At 71.1% G+C, this 20,304-nt stretch carries 19 protein-coding genes; 5 read left to right on the top strand and 14 right to left on the bottom strand.

Features of this window, described 5'->3' with window-relative positions; translation table 11 throughout:
* Positions 1–14: 14 nt before the first annotated feature.
* The 6 genes from AB0B41_RS06100 to AB0B41_RS06075 all read right to left on the bottom strand — a co-directional run bounded on the left by AB0B41_RS06100 (position 15) and on the right by AB0B41_RS06075 (position 7,936).
* On the bottom strand, positions 15–1,247 hold the full coding sequence (locus AB0B41_RS06100) for an ABC transporter substrate-binding protein (protein ID WP_358199521.1): 1,233 nt from the start codon (positions 1,245–1,247) through the stop codon (positions 15–17).
* A 65-nt stretch (positions 1,248–1,312) separates the two neighbouring features.
* Entirely contained in the window at positions 1,313–2,647 is a 1,335-nt protein-coding gene (locus AB0B41_RS06095; protein ID WP_358199519.1) for an LLM class flavin-dependent oxidoreductase, read from the bottom strand.
* Positions 2,648–2,662: 15 nt separating this feature from the next.
* Positions 2,663–3,355, bottom strand: a complete 693-nt coding sequence (locus AB0B41_RS06090) for an ATP-binding cassette domain-containing protein (RefSeq protein WP_358199516.1) — start codon at positions 3,353–3,355, stop codon at positions 2,663–2,665.
* Positions 3,352–6,057, bottom strand: coding sequence for a branched-chain amino acid ABC transporter permease/ATP-binding protein (locus AB0B41_RS06085; RefSeq protein WP_358199514.1), 2,706 nt, complete (start codon positions 6,055–6,057; stop codon positions 3,352–3,354). The genes AB0B41_RS06090 and AB0B41_RS06085 overlap by 4 nt, the downstream gene beginning before the upstream one ends.
* Complete coding sequence (locus AB0B41_RS06080) at positions 6,054–7,262, bottom strand: ABC transporter substrate-binding protein (RefSeq protein WP_358199512.1); 1,209 nt, start codon at positions 7,260–7,262, stop codon at positions 6,054–6,056. Before AB0B41_RS06080 ends, AB0B41_RS06085 begins: the two co-directional genes overlap by 4 nt.
* A gap of 83 nt (positions 7,263–7,345) precedes the next feature.
* Positions 7,346–7,936 carry a nuclear transport factor 2 family protein gene (locus tag AB0B41_RS06075; RefSeq protein ID WP_358199510.1) on the bottom strand — a complete coding sequence of 197 codons (591 nt, stop codon included), beginning with the start codon at positions 7,934–7,936 and terminating at the stop codon, positions 7,346–7,348.
* 342 nt (positions 7,937–8,278) lie between these two features.
* Here AB0B41_RS06075 and AB0B41_RS06070 point away from each other — a divergent pair, with 342 nt between their 5' ends.
* Entirely contained in the window at positions 8,279–9,448 is a 1,170-nt protein-coding gene (locus AB0B41_RS06070) for a bifunctional 3,4-dihydroxy-2-butanone-4-phosphate synthase/GTP cyclohydrolase II (protein ID WP_358199725.1), read from the top strand.
* Complete coding sequence (locus AB0B41_RS06065) at positions 9,445–9,933, top strand: flavin reductase family protein (protein ID WP_358199507.1); 489 nt, start codon at positions 9,445–9,447, stop codon at positions 9,931–9,933. Before AB0B41_RS06070 ends, AB0B41_RS06065 begins: the two co-directional genes overlap by 4 nt.
* Here the strand turns inward: AB0B41_RS06065 and AB0B41_RS06060 are convergent.
* Positions 9,891–10,133 (bottom strand): hypothetical protein, encoded by a 243-nt coding sequence (locus AB0B41_RS06060; RefSeq protein WP_358199505.1) that lies wholly within the window; start codon positions 10,131–10,133, stop codon positions 9,891–9,893. The two genes, AB0B41_RS06065 and AB0B41_RS06060, sit on opposite strands and share 43 nt — an antisense overlap.
* A 92-nt stretch (positions 10,134–10,225) precedes the next feature.
* On the opposite strand from AB0B41_RS06060, the gene AB0B41_RS06055 reads away from it, so the two are divergent.
* Positions 10,226–10,474: an aldehyde dehydrogenase family protein gene (locus AB0B41_RS06055; RefSeq protein WP_358199503.1), complete on the top strand. Its 249-nt coding sequence runs from the start codon at positions 10,226–10,228 to the stop codon at positions 10,472–10,474.
* 235 nt (positions 10,475–10,709) lie between these two features.
* Positions 10,710–11,165: an aldehyde dehydrogenase family protein gene (locus AB0B41_RS06050; RefSeq protein WP_358199501.1), complete on the top strand. Its 456-nt coding sequence runs from the start codon at positions 10,710–10,712 to the stop codon at positions 11,163–11,165.
* Here the strand turns inward: AB0B41_RS06050 and AB0B41_RS06045 are convergent.
* The 7 genes from AB0B41_RS06045 to AB0B41_RS06015 form a co-directional block, all read right to left on the bottom strand.
* Positions 11,144–12,592 carry an aldehyde dehydrogenase gene (locus AB0B41_RS06045; RefSeq protein ID WP_358199499.1) on the bottom strand — a complete coding sequence of 483 codons (1,449 nt, stop codon included), beginning with the start codon at positions 12,590–12,592 and terminating at the stop codon, positions 11,144–11,146. The genes AB0B41_RS06050 and AB0B41_RS06045 overlap by 22 nt on opposite strands.
* A 14-nt stretch (positions 12,593–12,606) precedes the next feature.
* Positions 12,607–13,707, bottom strand: coding sequence for an NAD(P)-dependent alcohol dehydrogenase (locus AB0B41_RS06040; RefSeq protein WP_358199497.1), 1,101 nt, complete (start codon positions 13,705–13,707; stop codon positions 12,607–12,609).
* Between the two features lie 31 nt (positions 13,708–13,738).
* On the bottom strand, positions 13,739–14,056 hold the full coding sequence (locus tag AB0B41_RS06035) for a 2Fe-2S iron-sulfur cluster-binding protein (RefSeq protein ID WP_358199494.1): 318 nt from the start codon (positions 14,054–14,056) through the stop codon (positions 13,739–13,741).
* A gap of 81 nt (positions 14,057–14,137) precedes the next feature.
* On the bottom strand, positions 14,138–15,463 hold the full coding sequence (locus AB0B41_RS06030) for a cytochrome P450 (protein WP_358199492.1): 1,326 nt from the start codon (positions 15,461–15,463) through the stop codon (positions 14,138–14,140).
* A gap of 125 nt (positions 15,464–15,588) precedes the next feature.
* On the bottom strand, positions 15,589–16,845 hold the full coding sequence (locus AB0B41_RS06025) for an FAD-dependent oxidoreductase (protein WP_358199490.1): 1,257 nt from the start codon (positions 16,843–16,845) through the stop codon (positions 15,589–15,591).
* A 108-nt stretch (positions 16,846–16,953) separates the two neighbouring features.
* The gene (locus AB0B41_RS06020; RefSeq protein WP_358199488.1) at positions 16,954–18,129 is read right to left on the bottom strand and encodes a LuxR C-terminal-related transcriptional regulator; all 1,176 of its coding nucleotides are present in this window, start codon (positions 18,127–18,129) and stop codon (positions 16,954–16,956) included.
* 196 nt (positions 18,130–18,325) lie between these two features.
* Positions 18,326–19,135 carry an enoyl-CoA hydratase-related protein gene (locus AB0B41_RS06015; protein WP_358199485.1) on the bottom strand — a complete coding sequence of 270 codons (810 nt, stop codon included), beginning with the start codon at positions 19,133–19,135 and terminating at the stop codon, positions 18,326–18,328.
* 203 nt (positions 19,136–19,338) lie between these two features.
* Here AB0B41_RS06015 and AB0B41_RS06010 point away from each other — a divergent pair, with 203 nt between their 5' ends.
* Entirely contained in the window at positions 19,339–20,139 is an 801-nt protein-coding gene (locus tag AB0B41_RS06010) for an enoyl-CoA hydratase-related protein (protein ID WP_358199483.1), read from the top strand.
* Positions 20,140–20,304: the final 165 nt, after the last annotated feature.

Genomic DNA, 20,304 nt, shown 5'->3' with positions numbered 1-20,304 from the left:
ACTATTTGTTTCGCCTAGGCGTGCCCGCGGACGGTCGCGAACGGGTCCGCCACGGTCGGCTGGCCCGCGTCGACCATCGTCGGCGAGGTGAAGGTCATGACGTGGAACTCCGCCTTGGGGAACCGGGCGAACGCGCCCTGCTGGCCCGCGAGGCTCGCAGGATCGAACGTCGAGAGGCCGTAGAGGTCCATCGGCGCGGCCTTCTCCAGGGCGTTCTTCATGGTCGCGCGCGTGACGTCGCCGTCGATAGACTCTGCGACGGTCATCGCGGCGTGGGCCGACAGCCAGGCGTTCAGCCCCGCGTACCGGCGCGTCGCGGGCGAGTCCTCGGCGCCGGCGGCGTCGAGCTCCTCGTGGTACTTCGCGATCCCCGGCACCGCCTTGTCGTCGGTGGACGGGAACGGCGCGGCGACGAGCATCCGGTTAGCCAGCTCCCCGATGCCCGCGGCCTCGGACTGGCCGAACGTGAACGCGGTGCCGGTGATGCGGGCCTGCAGGCCGATGGCGTCGGCGGCCTTGACGAAGGCCTGGAACCCGGCAGGGCCCAGAGCGACCGTGACGGACTCCGCGCCGGAGTCCTTGACCTGCTGGGCGTACGGCGCGTAGTCCGTGACCCCCTGTGCGGGGATCTTGATGATCGGCTTCACGTCGAGGCCGATATTGCGACCCACCTCCGACGCCGTCTCGGCCTGCCGGATGCCGATGGGCAGGTCGATCGTGGCGAACACGTAGCTCGACGCGCCGTCCGCCTTGGCGGCGTAGGGCAGCGTGGCATACGCGCCGTACGTGCCGCCGTGCAGCGGGAACTCGAACGGACTGGTGTAGTCGATCTCGGAGCCGGTCGAGACGAGCCCGATGTCCGGGATCTCCGCCTTCTCGATGACCGGCATCGACTGGGCGTTGTAGATGTCCACCCGCCCGACGATCGCGTCGACGCCCTCGGTGTCCGCCTGCCGCGCGCAGGCGACGGCCTGGTTGACCTCGCCGCGGGTGTTGCAGAAGAAGAACTCGACCGGCTTACCGTTCACGCCGCCGGCCTTGTTGACGGCGTCGACGGCGGCCCGGGCCCCCGCCTCGACGTCCGGATAGTTCGTCAGGCTGGAGCCGACGGAGGTGATCACCCCGACCTTGAAGGCGTCACCCCCGGAGCTCTCGGACCCACCTCCCGCACAGCCCGCCGCCATCAGCGCGACGGTCGCGCCGAGCACCGCGACGGCGCCCCCGCGAGAGCGCACAGAGAACCTCATCGTTCCTCCACAGTGGTATTCCCCGACACCTGGGCCCACCCCGGCGGGTGCCGGGGCGGGGCTCGCTATTTCGCGTACCGGTTCGCCGGGTAAGCGAGCCCGAGGTTCTCCCGCAGCGTGGTACCTGCGTACTCGTCCCGGACGAGCCCGCGCTCGCGCAGGATCGGCACCACGTGCTCGCAGAAGTCCGAGACGCCCTCGGGCACGTCGGAGATCTGCAGGATGAAGCCGTCGCAGGCGCCGGTCTCGTACCACTCCTGGAACTCGTCCGCCGCGGCCTCGGCCGACTTGGGGTAGATGTTCGTGCCGTTGAAGCCCTGCACCAGCTCGCGCATGGTCAGGCCCTGGTCCCGGGCCCGGGTGAGCATGTACTCCTGGTGCGCGCGAGGCATGCCCCGGGCGACCTCGGGCAGCTCGATCTCGGGGACGAGCTCGTCCATGTCGTACTGGGCCAGGTCGATGCCGAAGTACATCTCGGCGAAGTGGCGGGAGACGCCGTCGTCGAGCAGGGCCTGCATGCGCTCGTACTTCTCGTTCGCCTCCTCCTCGGTCCGCCCGATGACCGGGTTGATCGAGGCGAGCACCTTGATGCTGTCCGGGTCCCGGCCCGCGGCGACGGCCCCGTCCTTGATCTTCGTGTAGTACTCGCGCGCCCGGTCGATGCTCGAGTTGACCGAGAAGAGCACCTCGCCGTTGCGCGCGGCGAAGGCGATGCCGTCCGCCGAGGCGCCCGCCTGGCAGATCACCGGGTAGCCCTGCGGGGGCCGCTCCATGTTCAGCGGCCCGGCGACCTGGAAGTGCTCGCCCTTGTGGTCGAGCTTGTGGAACTTCTCGGCGTGGAAGAACTGCCCGGCCTCCTTGTCCCGGATCACCGCGTCGTCCTCGAAGGTGTCCCACAGGCCCTTGACCACGTCCAGGAACTCCTGGGCGCGGGCGTAGCGCTCGGGGCGCGGCGGGATGTGGTCCAAGCCGTAGTTCTGCGCCTGGTCGTCGGTGTAGCTCGTGACGACGTTCCAGCCCGCGCGGCCGTGCGAGATGTGGTCCAGGCCGCCGATCATTCGGGCCAGGTTGAACGGCTCGGAGAACGTCGTCGACGCCGTCGCCACGAGCCCGATCCGCTGGGTGACGGCGGCGAGGGCGGCGATCGTGGTGATCGTCTCCAGCCGGGCGCCGCGGGCGGTCTTGGCCAGGTAGTCGTTCGGCAGCGGCCAGGCGTCCAGCCGGTCGCCCAGGAAGATGATGTCGAGCTTCGCCGCCTCGGCCTCCTGGGCCATCCGCTTGTAGTTCTCGAAGCTCATCAGGTCGTCGCCCGTGCTGCCGGGCAGCCGCCACGCCCCGTGGTGGTGTCCGCCGGGCCACAGGAACAGCGCCCAGACGGCCGGGCCCTCGCGTCGTGCCATTGTCTCGTTCCTCTCTCAGCCCGAGGCCGCCAGGTAGGACGCCTCGATCTCCTTCACGCGGCCCGCCAGCTCGACGGCCAGGCCACTCAGCACGACCCGCCCGCGTTCCAGCACCAGCACCTGGTCGGCGATGCGCATGGCCTGGTCGACGTGCTGCTCCACCAGCACGACCGCGACCCCGGAGTCCGCCGCCGCCCGGACCGCCTCCAGCAGCCGGGTGACCACCAGCGGTGCCAGCCCGAGGGACAGCTCGTCCACCAGCAGCAGCCGCGGCGACCGGGCCAGCGCCCGGCCGAGGGTGACCATCTGCTGTTCACCGCCGGAGAGCAGGCCGGCTCGGCGATCGAGCAGGGGCTCGACCTCCGGGAACAGGGCCACGACGGCCGCGGGGTCACAGCGGCCGACGCGCAGGTTCTCCGCGACGGTCAGCTCCATGAACACCGACCGCTCCTCGGTCACGAACGCGACCCCGGCGCGCGCCCGCCGGTGCAACCCCCGCGGGGCGGGCGCCCCGAGAAGCTCCACCGATCCCGCCTCCGGCTCGAGCTCGCCCGCGAGGCCGAGGAGCGTGGTGGTCTTGCCCGCCCCGTTGGGGCCGAGGACGACGACCACCTCGCCGGCCCCGACCTCCAGATCGAGTCCCTCGACGACAGGCGGCCCCGTGTAGCCGAGGCTCAGGCCCCGCGCCACCAGCACCGGTCCACTCATCGTGTCTCCTCCCCCGCGCCCACGGCCGCGTGCTCGCCGCCCAGGTAGGCCCGGACGACCTCCGGGTCGCGGCGGATCTCCTCCGGCGTGCCCCGCGCGATCTGGTGGCCGAAGTTCAGGACCACCAGCTCGTCGCACACACTCATGACGAACGACATGTCGTGCTCCACGACCAGCACGCCGATCCCCCAGCCCTCGACCAGCCTGCGGATCGCCCGACCGAGCTCGGCGGTCTCGACGGAGTCCAGGCCGGCGGCGGGCTCGTCGAGCAGCAGGACCGACGGCTCGCCCGCGATCGCGCGGGCGATGGCGACGAGCCTGCGCCTGCCGTAGGGCAGCGCGGCGACCGTGGTGTCCAGGTCGGACTCCAGGCCCAGCTCCCGCACTGCGGCCAGCGCGGCCGGGGTCAGCGGGCTGCGTCGCGGCCGGACGAGGTCGGTCAGGTAGGTCCTGCCGCCCGCCGGGTCGCTCGCCACGGCGAGGTTCTCGCGCACCGTGCTGCTCTCGAACAGCTCCAGCGACTGGAACGACCGGCTGACCCCGGCACGGGTCCGTCGGTGCACCGGCCATCCGGTCACGTCCTCGCCGTCGAGCACCACCGTGCCCTCGGCCGGGGTGACGAATCCGGTGACTGCGTCGATGAGGGTCGTCTTACCGGCGCCGTTCGGGCCGATCAGGCCCACGACCCGACCCGGCTCCACGGCCAGCGTCGCCCCGGCGACCGCCGTGACTCCCCCGAACCGCACGACGACGCCGTCGACCTCGAGCCGCGCGGGGCGCACCTGGTGCGGCTCGACCTCGGCCTGCACCTGCGCGGGCACCTCGACCGGCCGCTTCCGGAACCGGCCCACGAGGTGCTGGAACTGGTGGATCTGCGCGCCCGCCATGCCGTCCGGGTGCAGCAGGGCGAACAGCACCACGACCAGGCCGCCGATCGTCGAGAGCCAGGCGGGCGAGGCGTCCGGGGCGAACTGGTGGATCAGCCAGGTGCCGAAGCCGCCGGTGACCAGGGTGCCGCCCAGCGGCGCGCCCCCGACGAACCCGATGCCGCCGATGAACCCGTAGCCCACCGCAAGGATGGACTGGAGGGGGTCGAACTCGCTGTAGAGGATCGTGGCGTTACGAAAGGCGACGAGGATGCCGCCGATACCGGCGATGACCGCCGCGAAGCCGAACGCGAAGAGCTTGACCCGCAGCACGTCGATGCCCAGGGCCGCTGCGGCGCGCTCGTTGGTGCGGACGGCGATCATGCGCCGTCCGCTGGAGCCGCGCCGGACGTTGGCCACGACGACGGCGCACACGGTGAACAGGACCAGGATCAACAGCGCCCAGCGCCGCGGGTAGAAGACGGTGTCGAGATCGATGCCGAACAGCGTCTGCGCGCCGACCGGGGTGCCGTCGAAGCCGCCGGTGAGGGCGCCGTTCGTGAAGACCAGTGCGGCCACGGTCGCGCCGAGCCCGAGGGTGACGATCGCGAGGTCGATCCCTCGCGTGCGCAGGGCGGGCAGCGCGAACAGCAGCCCGACGACCAGGACCGCCACCAGTGCCAGGACCGAGGCCAGCGGGAAGGGTAGGCCGAGGTCGGCGACGAGCCGGCCCGCGACGAGCGCCGCGACCCCGCCCAGTGCGAACTGCGCGAGCGAGAGCTGCCCGGTGTAGCCCAGCAGTGCGACCACCGAGAGCAGCACGATCCCCCAGCTCAGCGTGACGCCGAGGGAGATGACCAGCTCCTCCTCCAGCCCCACGACCAGCAGGAACCCGGCGACCACGACCAGCCCGGCGACCCAGGGCCAGCGGATCCGCCCGGTCCCGAGCGTCGGGAGCTTCTGCGCCCCGGTGCTGCGGGACGGCACCCCCTGCCCGCGCAGGACCAGCACGGCGAGGATCACCAGGAACGGCACCGCCTGCATCGCGCCGGGCACGAAGTCGACGTACCGCGCCACCAGCGACTGCAGGATCCCGATCACCATGGCGCCGACGAGGGTCAGCCAGAAGGACTGGAGCCGCCCGATCAGCGCCCCGGCGAGCACCGGGATGACCAGCAACGGCATCGCGTCGACGGTGACCCCGACGAGCGGGGCGATGAGGATCCCGGCGACGGCCGCAAGACCCCAGCCCAGCCCCCACGTCGTGCCGCCGAGCAGGTGCGGCGACCAACCGAGCGTCGAGGCGGCCCGAGGGTTCTCGGCGTTGGCCCGGATCGCCAGCCCGACGGGCGTGTAGCGCGACACGGCCCAGAGGGCGACGGTCAGGACCACGGCGACCAGCAGGAGCAGCAGCTTGTCCAGGCCGATCGCGACGCCCGCGACGTTCAGCAGCGTCGTCGGCAGGTCCGAGTCCAGCGTCCGCGGGAACGGACCCCAGATCAGCAGCGCGACGCCCTGCAGCAGCATGAACAGGCCCAGGGTGCTGATCACCCTGGCCAGCGCGGACGCCCGGCCGAGCGGGCGCATGACAAGGTGGTACGTCGCGAGACCGAGGCCGATGCTGATCACCACGGCCAGCAGTGCGGCGGGCCCGAAGCCCCAACCCCAGCCCGCGCGGGCCTGCCAGTAGAGGTAGGCGGCGAGCATCGCGACCGCACCGTGGGCGAAGTTGACCACGCCCGAACCGCGGTAGATCAGCAGCAGGCCCTGCGCGAGCAGGGTGTACGCCGTGCCGATGCCGAGGCCGAGCAGCGCGAACTGGAGGACGGTCGTCATCGGATCGCCTCGAGGGGATCGGGCTTCGGGGCGCCGCCCGCGGGGACCATGCGGCCGCCGGAGAAGGTCAGGACCTCGAAGGGCGTCGGCGGGAAGCGGGGAAAGGCGCCGTCGGAGGCCGCGCCGAGGTCGGCCGGGTCCCAGGTCAGGACACCCTCGACGTCGACCGCCTTGGCCTGGCGCAAGGCGGCGGTCATGCTCTCGGCGGTGATGTCGCCCTGGATGCCGCCCGCCACGTCCGCGGCGGCGTGCACGGCGAGCCACGCGTTCAGCCCGGCCGAGCGGCGCAGGGCCAGGTCGTCCGCGGCCACCCCCGCGGAGTCGAGGTCGGCGTTGAAGGTCGCGTTCTGCGACGGCGCGCCGTACGGGCTGATCACCCAGATGCCGTCCGAGGCCGGGCCGATGGCCTGGGCCTCGGACTCACCGAAGGAGAACACCGAGGCGGCCAGCTGGGCGTCGACCCCGAGCGCGTCCGCCGCCTTGTAGACCGCCTGCAGGCCTTGCGGGCCGAGCAGCACCATCGCGCAGTCGGCGCCTCGGTCCTTGATCTGCTGGGCGTACGGCGCGTAGTCGGTCACGCCCTGAGCCGGGACGATGATCTGTCCGGCGGACGGCATCCCGGCCGCCGCGGCGACCTTCTCGATCATGTCCGCCTGCGCGGCCGTGGCCGCGAAGTCCAGCCGGACGATCGCCATCTTCTTCTTGCCCGCGGCCTGGAAAGCGTACGGGCCTGCGGCGTAGGCGCCGTAGTTGCCCGCGTGCAGCGGGAATGACACCGGGCTCTGCGAGTCGATCTCCGCGATCGGCACCGCCCCGACGTCCGGGATGCCCGCCTTCTCCAGAATCGGCGTGGTCTGCGTCGTGTAGATGTCGACGCGCCCGACGATCGCGTCGACCCCGTCGTCCGCGGCCTGCCGCGCGCAGGTCAAGGCCCCGTTCGCCTCGCCCTTGGTGTTGCAGAACGAGTACTCGATCTGCTTGCCGTTCACCCCGCCGGCGGCGTTGATCGCCTGCACCGCGGCCTTCGCCCCGGCGTCGACGTCCGGGTAGTTGGTCAGGCCCGTGCCCTCCGCGGCGATCGCCCTGATGGTCAGCGTCCGGTGGTCGCTCTCTGTTGTGTCCCCTCCTCCAGCGCACGCTGTCAGGAGCAGCGCAGCACCCACGAGCGGCGCCACCAGGCGCGCGCGGGTTCCGATGAGCGTCATCGTTCCTCCACGGTGAGCGAACAATCGTTGATCAGGAAGGGGCCGCGGAGCCCGCGGACTCACGACTCGGCCGGGTCGCTCCGCTACCGAGCCGATAGACGACCCGGATCCACCTCGAGGGGGCGCCGGTAGGAGACATCGGAGCGGTCCCGGGCGGGTTGGGCACCGGATCGCATCCGAGCGATCGTGGCATCGTCGAGTCCCTTCACGACGGTCATCGCTGCGGCATCGAGCGTCTTCGGAACCTCGTCGAGGGGCGCCCAGTCCCGGACACAGACCCGAGTCGCGATGGCCCAACGACCCTCGCGCTTCTCGAGGCGGTCGACGTAGCGCCCCCCACTCACCGCGAGCGGGCTCCCCTCGCGGTTCATCCCGACGAACATGTAGTAGGTCTCGGTGTGGGCGACATCGTCGTCGAGATCGATGGTGTAGTTCAGCACGCAGTGCTGATGCGACAGGTGCGTCTTCGTGTGCATCGCGATCGCCCAGTCCACGAACTCCTCGGGCCCTCCCACGAACACGCCGTGGTCGTCGATCGCGTCCGGGTGGTACACGGACAGCAGCAGGTCGCGGTCGAGCCGGTCGATACCGCGGGAGTAGGCCATCAGGCAGTCGTGGATGGCCTGACGGTCCTGCAGCTCGCGGATCGCCTGCTCGAGTTCGTCCGGCGTCATACTCACCACCTCGTCGGGGTCTGGCCGCTGGCAGCGGCACGTACGGACGACCTCCGGCCGTCCGAACAAGTATTTGTTTATCGTGGGCTACCCGTCTGGGAGTGTCAAGGAGTCGCCCCCGCCTCCCCTGCGTCCCACCCGCCTGCAGTCGACGTCGGCCGCGGCAGACCTCGGAGTTGATTGCCGCAACAGCACTCGAGCGGTACTTAGAACAAACAATTGTTCAAGGAGTGAACATGGCGATCGAGCCGAACCTGGCGCGTTCGAAGCAGCGGCCAACTCCTCTCGGAACCTCCGAGGACCGGGTCGAGCACGCACTGGCCGAACTCCGCCGGGGGCCGGCTGGTCCTGATCGTCGACGACGAGGACCGCGAGAACGAGGGCGATCTCGTCGTGGCCGCCGAGCTGGCCACGCCGGAGCAGATGGCCTTCATGATTCGGCACACGAGCGGCCTGATCTGCGTGGCGATCACCGAGGAGCGCGCCGAGGAGCTGCGGCTGCCCCTCATGGCTGCCGACGGCGACGACCCCAGGGGCACTGCGTTCACCGTCTCGGTCGACCTGCGGGCAGGCACGTCGACCGGGGTCTCTGCGACTGACCGGGCCCTGACCGTGCGGGCCCTTGCGGATCCCGCGACCCGCCCCGCCGACCTCTGCCGACCCGGGCACGTCTTCCCGCTGATCGCCCGACCCGGCGGCGTCCTGCAGCGCACCGGCCACACCGAAAGCACCGTTGACCTCTGCCGGCTCGCGGGCCTGGAGTCCGTCGGTGTTCTCGCCGAGGTCACCAACGACGACGGGACGATGGCCCGTCGCCCGGAGCTGCGTCGGTTCGCGGCCGAGCACGGCCTCGTCATGCTCTCGGTCGCCGACATCGTCCGGTACCGCCGCGAGCGCGGCGCACTGGTGACGCGGGAGGCCGCCGGGCGTGTCCCCTCGGAGCATGGTGAGTTCACGGCCATCTCGTTCCGCTCCGCCATCGACGGCATCGAGCACGTCGCCCTGGTGCTGGGCGAGGTGGACCAGCGCGGCGGGCAGGACGATCCCGTCCTCGTCCGTGTGCACTCCGAGTGCCTCACCGGCGATGTCTTCGGGTCGCGTCGCTGCGACTGCGGCGAGCAGCTCGACGCGGCCATGGCCAGGATCGGCGCGGCCGGCCGCGGTGTCGTCGTCTACCTGCGCGGACACGAGGGTCGCGGGGTCGGGCTGTCGCACAAGCTACGCGCCTACACGCTGCAGGACGCCGGGCTGGACACGGTGGACGCCAACCTCGCGCAGGGGCTGCCGGTCGACAGCCGCGAGTACGGCATCGGCGCGCAGATCCTGCGCGAGCTCGGGGTGCACAGCGTCCGGCTGATGACCAACAACCCCGCCAGGGGCCTTGCGGGGCACGGCGTACGGATCGTCGATCGGGAGGCGATCGTCGTCGCACCCAACCCGGACAACCTGCACTATCTCGCGACCAAGCGCACCCGGATGGATCACCGGCTCGGCGAGAGCGAGGTCTCGTGAGCTCCCCCGAGGACGTCGACCTGTTCAAGCAGGCCATGGCCACCTTTCCCAGCGGCGTCACGATCGTGACCACGACCGACGTGAACGGGCGCTGGTGGGGTTTCACCGCCACGTCCTTCTGCTCGGTCTCCATGGATCCACCGCTCGTCCTCGTCTGCCTGGCCGACACTGCGGAGTGCCACCCCGTCTTCGCCGTCGCCGAGCGCTGGGTCGTGCACGTCGTGCATCCCGAGCACGCCGATCTCGCCCTACGGTTCGCCACCCGCGGCGCGGACAAGTTCGCCGACGCAGGGTTCGTCGCCGACGAGCACGGCCTGCCGGTCCTCGACCGCGCCTGCGTGACACTGAGCTGTACCCCGTACGCCCGGCACGCTGGCGGCGACCACACGATCCTGATCGGTCAGGTGGAGCGGACACATGTCGGCGACGACCTTCCCGCTGTCTATTTCCGACGGGGCTTCCACTCGCTGCCCATGCCGATCTGACGAGGGAGATCGGCGCGGGCGACGACGACGACGGCGTCGAGCGTCTCGTCCGCACGGGCCGTGACGGCGACGTCCCGAACCAGCGGGCAGGACTGGAGATCGATCTCCAGCGCGTAGGTCGAGAGGTTCTCCCCGCCGCGTCGGATGATGTGCATGCCGCGGCCGCGGAACTCGAAGCGGCCGCTCGGGTGCCGCACCATGATGTCGCCCGTCGGCAGCCATTCGCCGTCGACGAGCGTTTCGGCGTGGCGTCGGGGGCGACGCGATAGCCGAGCGTGTTGCCGGGTGCCCCGTGGACCCACAGCTCCCCCAGCTCGCCGTCGGCGGCGTCGGTACCGGCGTCCGGACGGTCCTCGAGCTCGGCGGGAAGTCTCCTGCGATCCGCGCCGAGGACGTCGACCTCGACAGGGTGATGGAGTCCCTCGCCGAGGGCGCCAGCTCCTTCCTCGGACAGATCTGTACGAGCCTGTCCCGGGTCGTCGTTGCCCGATCGCGGTACGACGAGGGCGTCGAGCGGTTGCGGCGTACTACGGCAGCCTGAAGATCGGCGACCCTATGGACCGCACCGTGCAGCGCGGGCCGCTGGCCGTGGAGGGGCCCGGACCCGGGCCGAGGCGGCGGTCGAGGCGGCGCGGGCCGAGGGCGCGCGCGTGGCGGTCGGCGGCAAGCGACCCGCCGGGCTCGACCGCGGCTGGTTCGACGAGCCCGCCCTGCTCGCGGCGTGACCAACGAGATGTCCGTGGCCCAGCAGGAGATCTTCGGACCGGGTCACATCAGTGATCCCGTTCGACGACATCGAGGACGCAGTGCGGCTCGCGAACGACTCCCAGTTCGGGCTGGCAGCATCGGTCTACGCCGCCTCGACGCCGGCGGCGCCCGACATCGCGCGCCGGATCCGCTCTGGCACGGTCGCGGTCAATACCGCGGGCATGTCGCTGACCCAGCCCTTCGGCGGCGTCAAGCGCTCCGGCTGGGGCGCGAGTGCGGGGCCGAAGGGATCCTGGAGTTCACCGACATCAAGCAGGTGCTGGTCGCGGGCGGAGCGAGCTTCCTGCAGGGCTGATCCGAATGTGTCCCCCCGAGCGGTCGGGGAACCCGCGCGCCTGACGCTCGCGAGTTCCCGTGAACCGCGGCGGCGGAACGGGGAGCCGTCCACGCCGCCGAAACTCGGCCCCTCCCGCGGTGACGCGGGCGGGGCCGAGCCGCGTCGTCAGGACGGCGGGTCGAGGTAGATCGTCTTGAGCTGTTGGTAGCCGTGCAGGCCCTCCGGCCCGAGCTCACGACCGATCCCGCTGGCCTTGATCCCGCCGAAGGGGGCGGTCGGGTCATTGGCGTACGCGTTGATCCCGATCGTGCCGGAGGCGACGCGACGGGCCACGGCCTCGCCCCGCTCCCCGTCCCGGGTCCAGACCGAGCCGCCGAGGCCGTAGTCGCTGTCGTTGGCGATGGCGACGGCCTGGTCCTCGTCGGTGTACGGGATCACCGACAGCACCGGACCGAAGATCTCCTCCTGGGCGATCGTGTACTTGTTGTCGACGTCGGCGAACACGGTCGGCTGCACGAACCAGCCGTGGTCGAGGCCGTCCGGCCTGCCGCCGCCGACCGTGATCCGGGCGCCCTCCGCCTTGCCCTTGGCGATGTAGCCTTCGACTCGGTCCCGCTGGCGGGCGGAGACGAGCGGCCCCACCTGCGTGCTCTCGGCCAGCGGGTCGCCGATGGCGAGCGAGCGCGCCAGGTCGCTGATCGTGTCCACGACCTCCTGGTAGCGCGCCTGCGGCGCCAGGACCCGGGTGCCCAGCCAGCAGATCTGCCCGTTGTTGAGCAGGGTCGCGGCGAAGAAGCTCTCGATGGTCGACGCAAGGTCGGCGTCATCGAGCACGATCGCGGCGGACTTGCCGCCGAGCTCGAGAGTCACCGGCCGGAGCAGGCGCCCGCACGTCTCGGCGATCGCCCGGCCGGCACCGGTCGACCCGGTGAAGGACACCTTGTCGACGCCGGGATGTGCGACCAGGTAGGCGCCGAGCTCTCGCCCGCCGGCCACCACGTTCAGCACGCCCTCGGGGAGCCCGGCCTCGCGGGCGGCCTCGGCGGTCAGGAACGCGTCGAGCACGGTCTCCGGCGCGGGCTTGAGCACCACCGTGCAGCCCGCGGCCAGGGCCGGGGCCAGCTTCAGGAAGGTGATGGCTTGCGGCACGTTCCACGGCACGATCGCCGCGACGACGCCAATCGGCTCGCGGATCACCAGCGAGGTGCCGCCCAACATGCCCGGCCGGCTCTCCTCCTGCGGGTTCTCCGAGACCATCCCGGCGAAGTAGCGCAGCAGGACCGGCGGGAAGCCGCCCTCGAAGTTCCTCGAGAGGGTGATCGGCATACCGTTCTGCACCGTGACCCGGCGAGCGGTCTCGGCCGCGCGCGACTCCAGTGCCTGCGCGAACCGCTCGAGGACCTCGGCGCGCCGCGCAGGGTCCCAGCGAGCCCAGCCCTGCGGGTCGTCGAACGCCCGACGGGCGGCCGCGACGGCATCGTCGACGTCCCGCTCGGCACCCTCGGGCACCGAGCCGACGAGCTCCTCGGTCGCTGCCGACCTGACCTCGATCCGGGTGGCCGTGGCAGGCGTCCGCCAGTCGCCTCCGATGTAGAAGGAGTCATAGTCGATCATGAGTGCCTCCGCTGTCAGGGGAGCAGGACGATCTTCACGGCCTCACCCCGGTGCTGGGCGGCGACGGCCTCGTTGATCTCCGACAGCGGCATCGTGGTGACCAGCTTGTCGAAGGGGAACCGGCCTGCGCGGTAGAGCTCGATCAGCTCGGGCAGGAACACGTCCGGGTCGCTGTCGCCCTCGACGATGCCCTTGACCGTGATCCCGATGACCTGCGCGTGGATCAGGCCGAGGGACAGCGCAGCCTCGGGGTCCGCGGGAACCCCGATGATGCCGAGGGTCCCGCGGTGCGCCAGGGCGGCCACCGCCTGCTGGACGACCGCGACCACCCCGGTGGTGTCGACGGCGAAGTCGACGCCCTCGGCGAGGATCGCCCGGACCTGCTCGTCGATCGGGCCGTCCGCCGGGTCCAGCGCGTGCGTGGCGCCGAGGGACAGGGCCAGGTCGCGGCGGGCCGCCAGCGGCTCGACGACGATGACCGTGCCGAGCTCGCGGGCCGCCGCCGCGAGCACTGCGGACAGACCCACCGAGCCTCCGCCGAGCACCAGCAGCGACGAACCCTTCGGGCAGTCGAAGCTGCGCAGAACCGCGCCGGCGCCGGTCTGCACGCCGCAGCCCAGCGGGCCCATGACCTCGAGCGGCAGGTCGGGGTCGACCTTGACCACGTTGCGCTCGTGGGCCATCGCGTGGGTGGCGAAGGAGGACTGGCCGAAGAAGTCCGAGCCCAGCACCTCGCCGTCCTTGGTCAGGGCGCTCGGACCACCCGGACGCGCACCGCCGAAGTTCAAAGGCATGAAGTTCTGGCAGTACGAGGGCTCGTTCGCGCGGCACTGGGTGCAGTCACCGCAGCTCGCGAAGCTGATCAGTACCGAGTCGCCCTCGGCGACCTTCGTGACGCCGGCCCCGACGGCGCGGACGATGCCGCTGCCCTCGTGCCCGAACACGCCGGGGAACGGGAAGGGCAGGTGGCCGTCCTTCGCGGCGAGATCGGTGTGACACAGACCCACACCCTTGATCTCGACCAGCACCTCGCCCTCGGCCGGAGCGTCGAGCGCAACCTGCTCGACGGAGAAGTCGCCGCCTACGGCGGTCACGACAGCAGCAGTGATGTCCATGGGAATCCTCGGGGGCAGTGGGTGAAGGGGATCAGGCTTCGGGCGCGACGGTCACCCGGACGCCGTCGCAGGAGCCGGTCACGATGAGCTGGCAGGACAGCCGGGAGCTCGGCTGCGTGCCCTCGGCGTACTCGAGCAGCTCGCGCTCCTCGTCCGTGGCCTCGTCGAACAGGTCGGCGAACTCGCCGTCGAGGTAGACGTGGCACGTGGCGCACGAGCAGCTGCCGCCGCACTCGGCGACGATGCCGGGCAGGTTGTTGCGGACCGAACCGTCCATCACGCTCTGGCCGACCGGGACGTCGACGACGTGGACCGAGCCGTCCGGGACGACGTAGGTGATCTCGGGCATGGCTCTTCCGTTCCGTGATGTGGGTGTGGAGGACACCCGCACGCCGTTGGGGGGCGCCGGCGTGCGGGTGAGGTTCGGGGGTCAGCTGAGCTCGAGCTCGACCGGCAGGTTCTTGAGACCGCCGACGAAGTTGGTCTGCACGACCTTGCGCTCGCCGGTCACGCGGACGCTCGTGATCCGCGGGAGGAGCTCCTCGAGCAGGATCCGCAGCTCCATCTTGGCCAGGTGCTGGCCGATGCACATGTGCGGCCCGTAACCGAAGGCGATGTGTCGATTGGGTTTGCGGTCGAGGCGGAACTCCTCTGGCGCCTCGAACACGTCGGCGTCCCGGTTCGCCGACTGGTACAGCAGCATGAACCGGTCGCCCTTGTGGATCTGCTGGCCGCGCAGCTCGTAGTCCTCCAGCGCCTGCCGGGTGAACTGCTTCACCGGGGACGCCCAGCGCAGGCCCTCGTTGACCAGGTCGGGGATGAGCTTCGGGTCGGCCTGGACCCGTGCGAGCTGGTCGGGAAACAGCGCGAGGGCCTCGATGAGGCTGGCCATGGTGCTCGACGTGGTGTCGTGGCCCGCCGTGGCGATCGCGATGAACCAGCCGTAGGCGAGCTCCTTCGGGGCGAACTCGCCGGACTCGTCCTTCGCCAGGGCGATGATCGTCGCGAGGTCGTCGCGCGGGTTCGCCCGCCGGTCCTCGACGAGGGCGTCGAAGTAGGCGTAGAAGTCCTTGATCGCGGCGGCCCACTGCTGGGCGGCAGCCTCGGGAGTGAGCGGCTCGACGTCCTCGCGCGCGGCGTCCGGGTCCGCGGTGCCGAAGAACTCCTGGGTCAGCCCCATCATCCGGGGCTCGTCCTCCTCCGGGACCCCGAACAACGTCATGATCACGTGCAGCGGGTAGAACAGCGCGAACTCCTGCACGAAGTCGATCGCGTTGACCCCGCTGTGCAGGTACTTCTCGATCGCCTCACGGGCGAGGACCCGGATCTGGTCCTCCCACTTCTTCAGGTTCGCGACCCGGAACCAGTCGTTCGCGATGTCCTTGACCTGGGTGTGCTCCGGCGGGTCCAGGTAGGTGAGGGTCTCCAGGATCCGGAGGCTGCCGCCGGTGAGGCTCTTGGTGAACTCGTCGCCCGCCTGGTTCTGCAGGATCGGGTTGTGTGAGCCCTTCGCCTCGCCGCCGCCGCTGGTGAAGATCTGCGGCTGCCGCTCGATCTCCATGATGTCCGCGTGCTTGCTGACCAGGTAGACCGGGTCGTAGCCCTCGACCTTGCCGAGGGCGAGCGGGGCGTTCTCCCGGAGCCACTTGTAGGCCTCGAACAGCGCGATCTCGTCTCGGTGGCCCTCGGGGAGCACGATCTGCCGCGCGATGTGCTCCGGAACGGTGGTTCGAGTGTTGTTCTCCGTGGTGATCATCCACTACCTCCGTGGCGGCCTGTCTAGCAGGCCTGCGCGTCGTTGCTGCTGGTGCAATGATCGGACCGAAGCGTGTGACGCTCCTCTCCCCGAGGGGGGAAGTTTCTCCCCCTCGAGGGAAGGAGTCAGCCCGCGCGGACGACGTCACGCAGCGGCACGCCGGGATCAGCGAGCAGAGCCGGCTCGACGAAGGTGCCCGCCGCGATCAGCTTCTTCCCCGCCATGAAGTCGGCCGGGGAGTTCGAGGTCTCGACGGCGCGGACCTGCCCGTCCTCGAGGTGGAACAGGGCGAAGCGCCCTGCGGCGGGGTCACCGCGCAACACCACCGTCCGCCCCGGTCTCACCACGCCGGCGATCTTCAGCTTGTGGTCCATCTGGTCCGACCAGAACCACGGGATCTCGGCCTCCGGCGGTGCGCCGCCGAGGATCGTCGCCGCGGCCTGTTTCGCCTGCTCCGTGGCGCTCGGGATGCTTTCCAGCCGCATCTGTCCGACGCCGTCGACGGGTCGGCTCGTGACGTCCCCGATCGCCAGCATCGCCGGGTCGCTGGTCCGGGCACGCTCGTCCACGACGATCCCGCCCGCGCACTCCAGGCCCGCCGCCTCGGCGAGCTCGGTGCGCGGGACCGCCCCGATACCCACCAGCACGCCCTCCGCGGGCAGCGTCTCCCCGGACTCCAGACGCACCCCCGTCACCGCACCCCCGCTGCTGACGAGCTCCGCGACCAGCGCCCCCACCCGGACGTCCACGCCGTGGGCGCCGTGTGCAGAAGTCATGATCGCGGAAAGTTCGGCACTCGCGACCCGGTTGAGCACGCGCTCCTCCCGCTCGAGCACGGTCACCGGCACGCCTGCCGCGGCTGCCACGGCTGCCACCTCCAGCCCCACGTAGCCCGCGCCGACGATCACCAGCCGGCGTCGTTGGGCGACCCAGTCCCGCAGCACCCGCGCGTCGGCCAGGGTGCGCAGTCCGACGACCCCGGTGAGGTCGGCGCCCGGGGCCAGCAGCGCCCGAGGGCGGGCACCGGTCGCCAGGACCGCAACGTCGTAGCGGAGGGTCTCCCCCGCGGCCGTCGTGACCGTTCGCGCGGCGGGGTCGAGGGCGACGACCCGCTCGCCGAGGCGCAGGATCACGCCTTGCTCGGCGTAGAACTCGGGCGGACGGATGGCCTGCTCCACCTCGTCGCCCGCGAATTTCTTGGACAGCGGCGGCCGCTGGTAGGGCGGGTCCGTCTCGTCCCCGATCAGCACGATCTCCCCGCGGTGGCCGCCCTGGCGCAGCAAGGCGACGAGCGCCGCGCCCGCGTGCCCGCCTCCCACCACGACCACCCGTGCATCCGGCCCGGCGGGGACCGTCGTCGCGTACGGGAACTCCCTCGTCATCGTCACCTCCGCTCGTCCCGGCCACGGTGGCGGAACGCGCCTCGATGCTGGTGGCGGCGACGGTGCCGGACATCGCACCGAGGGGAGAGATTTCTCCCCCCGTGGACGTCAGGCCGGGTGCGGGCGGGTCAGCGCGTGGAAACGGGCGGCGGCCTCCGCCCGGTTCGCGGCACCGAGCTTGCGCAGCACGCTCTTGACGTGGGTCTTGACCGTGCCGGTCGACACGACGAGGCGGTCGGCGATGTCCTGATTCGTGGCCCCGCCCGCGAGGTGGCGCAGGACCTCCAGCTCGCGCCGGGTCAGCTCCCCGAGCGGGCCGCCGGAGAGGTAAGGGTGTGTCACCTGCTCGATCTGCTGCGGATCGGCAGGCTCGGCCGGGGCGTTCCACCCCCCACTGCCGTAGAACAGCTCGTCGATGCCGGTGATCTGCCGCTCGAACTGTCGCTTCAGAGCGCTGAACCGCTCCTGGTAACGGGCCCGTTCGAAGGCCAGGCCCACGCCGTCGGCGAACAGGCCGAGCAGGTCCCGGTCCGCCGAGTCCACGGCGTCCGCCTGGTCGTACCGGTCTACGTGCAGCAACCCGACCACTGTGCCGTGGACGACCACCGGCGCCCCCGCGTAGTCCCGGGTGTCCGCCAGGCTGATCAGCTCGCGGTGGATGCGCGGGTTGTTCTGCGCGTCCCGGACGAGCACCGAGTGTCGGGCACGAACCATCTCGGTCTCCGGCACCTCCCGCCCGATCCGGCCGGGGATCGCGGAGCCGACCTCGACCAGGGCGGCGGCGAGCGACTCGTCGTAGTGCACGAAGGCCGACCGCGGCGCCCAGGTCGTCCCCCGCAGGTCCGAGACGAGCGACCGGCTGAACCCCAGCTGCCCCAGCTCGAGCGGGATCTGCCGGAGCAGGTCCGGCATGCTGAGTCCCGAGCGCAACCGGGTCAGCGACCGATGCAGCTCGGCCGTGACGGCCGCGCGCCGGTGCACCTGCGCCTCGCTGATGACCAGCCGCAGCGACTGCACCCGGACCAGGAGGGCGAGCACCTCGGCGTCCGGCCCGGCCGCACCCCCGGACTCGGCCAGCCGCCGGCGCAGGTAGCGCTCGCCGACGCGAAGCCGGTCCACCGCCGCCTGAAGGGTGTCCACGGCGTACGCGGGAACCGTGGCGTCGGGGTCACGCCGGGCGAGGTCGGCGACCGCGGAGATCGTCTCCTCCGTACGCACGAGCAGAACGCTCGCATCGTGGTCCTCGCACGGGCGTCCGCTCTCCTCGCCGACGAGGTCGGTCATGACAGCCTCCTGACGGCCGGGTCCGCGCCTGTGCGTCCGCCGTGCCCGATGGATCGCGACCGGGCGGTGGCCGAGCGGACAGGGGGTTGGTCCGACGGTACAACGATCGTACCGTCTCTGCCTCGAGCGAGCGACGTCCGCCGCCCGGTCACCGGGTCGCCGGTGGTCGCCCGGCCCGCCGCCACCGATGAGCGGCCTACCGCATACGCCACACCGGGGCACGCTTCTCACGGAAGGCGGCCACACCCTCCTTGATGTCCTCGGTCGTGAAAGCCAGGGCCAGCTGCGAGCGAAGGGCGTCGAGCGCCTCGGGAAGCGCCAGGTCGCGCGTGGCCGCGAGCGCGTCCTTGCCCATTCGCATCAGCAGCGGCGACTTCGCGGCGAGCCGTCCAGCCCAGTCCCGCACGGTGGAGTCGAAATCCTCCGCGTCCACGACGACGTTGACGAGCCCGAGCCGGGCCGCCTCGTCCGCGTCGACGGGGTCACCGAGCATCATCAGCTCGGCGGCCTTCATCCTGCCGGTCGCCCGGTGGATCAGCGCGGAGATCATGAAGGGGAAGACCCCGACGTTGATCTCGGGACAGCCGAATCGGACGCCGCGCCGGGCGATCACGAGGTCGCAGGCGAGGGCGAGGCCGAAGGCTCCCGCGAGCACGTCGCCACCCGCCGCACAGATCACCGGCTTGCCGAGCTGGCCGAGCAGGGTGAACAACCGCGGGAACCGGTCCAGTCCGGCATACTTCTCGACCGTCGGTGCGTCGGACGCGAAGGCCTTCAGGTCCCCGCCCGCGGAGAACACGCGCTCGTGCGCGGAGGCCAGGACCACGACCCGAACGTCGGCGTCAACGCGCGCCCGCTCCAGGGCGGCCAGCAGCGCGTCGAGCAGGGTGTCGCTCAGCGCGTTGCGGGTCTCCGGGCGATCGAGCACGAGCCATGCGACTCCGCCCGCCTCCTGATCGACCTCGTAGCGGACGGCGAGCCGCCCCTCGTCCCCGTGCGTCGTCATCGCTCTCCTCGCCACTCCCGAACGGTTCGGGCCGATGATATAAAGGTCAGGCCAAAACTCAACACCGGGCCGGAACCGCTACTCCGCCGCTAGGCCGCGTGTCGGTCCTGTTCGCACGGGTTCCCGCGGCGCCGTCGAAAACGATCGTTCACAGCGGCTAGCGTTCGGCCCGATCTCACACTCACCGCCGAGGAAGGGGCGTCATGAAGCCCGAGGAGTTCACCGACATCACCTACGAGGTCGACAACGGCCTCGCGTGGATCACCATCAACCGCCCCGAGCGGTACAACGCCTTCCGCGCCCGCACCGTCGACGAGCTCGTGCTCGCGTTCAAGTTCGCCTGGGCGGACGACGAGGTCGGGGTCATCGCCCTGACCGGCGCGGGTGACAAGGCGTTCTGCTCGGGTGGGGACCAGAAGCAGCGCATGGAGTCCGGCGACTACGGTCCCTCGGAGTCCGGCCTGTTCGAGGTCGAGTCCCTGCACCGGGTGATCCGGGACGTGCCGAAGCCGGTCGTCGCCGCGGTCAACGGCATCGCGATCGGCGGGGGCCACGTGCTGCACGTGCTCGCCGACCTGACCATCGCGGCGGACACCGCCACGTTCGGTCAGAACGGCCCCAAGGTCGGCTCGTTCGACGCCGGCCTCGGCTCCGGCTACCTCGCCCGCGTCATCGGCGAGAAGCGCGCCCGCGAGATCTGGTTCATGCTGCGCCGCCTCTCCGCCACGGAGGCCCTCGACTGGGGCCTCGTCAACCGCGTGGTCCCGGCTGCGGAGCTCAAGAGCGCGGTCCGGGAGTGGGCGGACACGATGAACACCTACTCCCCCACCGCGCTGAAGGTGCTCAAGCAGTCCTTCAACACCGACACCGAGCACCTGATCAGCATCGGCAACATGGCATACACAACGCTGAAGCTGTTCGGCGAGACCGACGAGGCGAAGGAGGGCATCGCCGCATTCAACGAGAAGCGGCAGCCCGACTTCGGCAGCTACCGCACCCACTGACATGCGCTTCACCGCGGAACAGCGTGGCTTCGCCGACGCCGTCCGGGCCTTCTGCGCCAAGGAGTGCAGCACCACCGAGCAGCGTGCCGCCCTCACCATCGAGCCCAGCGAGATCGCGGAGGCCGCGCCCACCGCCGGCCTGGCGCAGACGTCGAACGTCAGCAT

The sequence above is a fragment of the Pseudonocardia sp. NPDC049154 genome, assembly GCF_040648315.1.
GTDB lineage: Bacteria > Actinomycetota > Actinomycetes > Mycobacteriales > Pseudonocardiaceae > Pseudonocardia.
This window is presented reverse-complemented; position numbering and strand designations above follow the sequence as displayed.

Excerpts from the sequence above, each read along its gene's own strand:
- AB0B41_RS06100 (WP_358199521.1), bottom strand. The coding sequence starts at position 1,247 with ATGAGGTTCTCTGTGCGCTCTCGCGGGGGCGCCGTCGCGGTGCTCGGC.
- AB0B41_RS06095 (WP_358199519.1), bottom strand. The coding sequence starts at position 2,647 with ATGGCACGACGCGAGGGCCCGGCCGTCTGGGCGCTGTTCCTGTGGCCC.
- AB0B41_RS06090 (WP_358199516.1), bottom strand. The coding sequence starts at position 3,355 with ATGAGTGGACCGGTGCTGGTGGCGCGGGGCCTGAGCCTCGGCTACACG.
- AB0B41_RS06085 (WP_358199514.1), bottom strand. The coding sequence starts at position 6,057 with ATGACGACCGTCCTCCAGTTCGCGCTGCTCGGCCTCGGCATCGGCACG.
- AB0B41_RS06080 (WP_358199512.1), bottom strand. The coding sequence starts at position 7,262 with ATGACGCTCATCGGAACCCGCGCGCGCCTGGTGGCGCCGCTCGTGGGT.
- AB0B41_RS06075 (WP_358199510.1), bottom strand. The coding sequence starts at position 7,936 with ATGACGCCGGACGAACTCGAGCAGGCGATCCGCGAGCTGCAGGACCGT.
- AB0B41_RS06060 (WP_358199505.1), bottom strand. The coding sequence starts at position 10,133 with ATGGTGCGGCACCCGAGCGGCCGCTTCGAGTTCCGCGGCCGCGGCATG.
- AB0B41_RS06045 (WP_358199499.1), bottom strand. The coding sequence starts at position 12,592 with ATGATCGACTATGACTCCTTCTACATCGGAGGCGACTGGCGGACGCCT.
- AB0B41_RS06040 (WP_358199497.1), bottom strand. The coding sequence starts at position 13,707 with ATGGACATCACTGCTGCTGTCGTGACCGCCGTAGGCGGCGACTTCTCC.
- AB0B41_RS06035 (WP_358199494.1), bottom strand. The coding sequence starts at position 14,056 with ATGCCCGAGATCACCTACGTCGTCCCGGACGGCTCGGTCCACGTCGTC.
- AB0B41_RS06030 (WP_358199492.1), bottom strand. The coding sequence starts at position 15,463 with ATGATCACCACGGAGAACAACACTCGAACCACCGTTCCGGAGCACATC.
- AB0B41_RS06025 (WP_358199490.1), bottom strand. The coding sequence starts at position 16,845 with ATGACGAGGGAGTTCCCGTACGCGACGACGGTCCCCGCCGGGCCGGAT.
- AB0B41_RS06020 (WP_358199488.1), bottom strand. The coding sequence starts at position 18,129 with ATGACCGACCTCGTCGGCGAGGAGAGCGGACGCCCGTGCGAGGACCAC.
- AB0B41_RS06015 (WP_358199485.1), bottom strand. The coding sequence starts at position 19,135 with ATGACGACGCACGGGGACGAGGGGCGGCTCGCCGTCCGCTACGAGGTC.
- AB0B41_RS06010 (WP_358199483.1), top strand. The coding sequence starts at position 19,339 with ATGAAGCCCGAGGAGTTCACCGACATCACCTACGAGGTCGACAACGGC.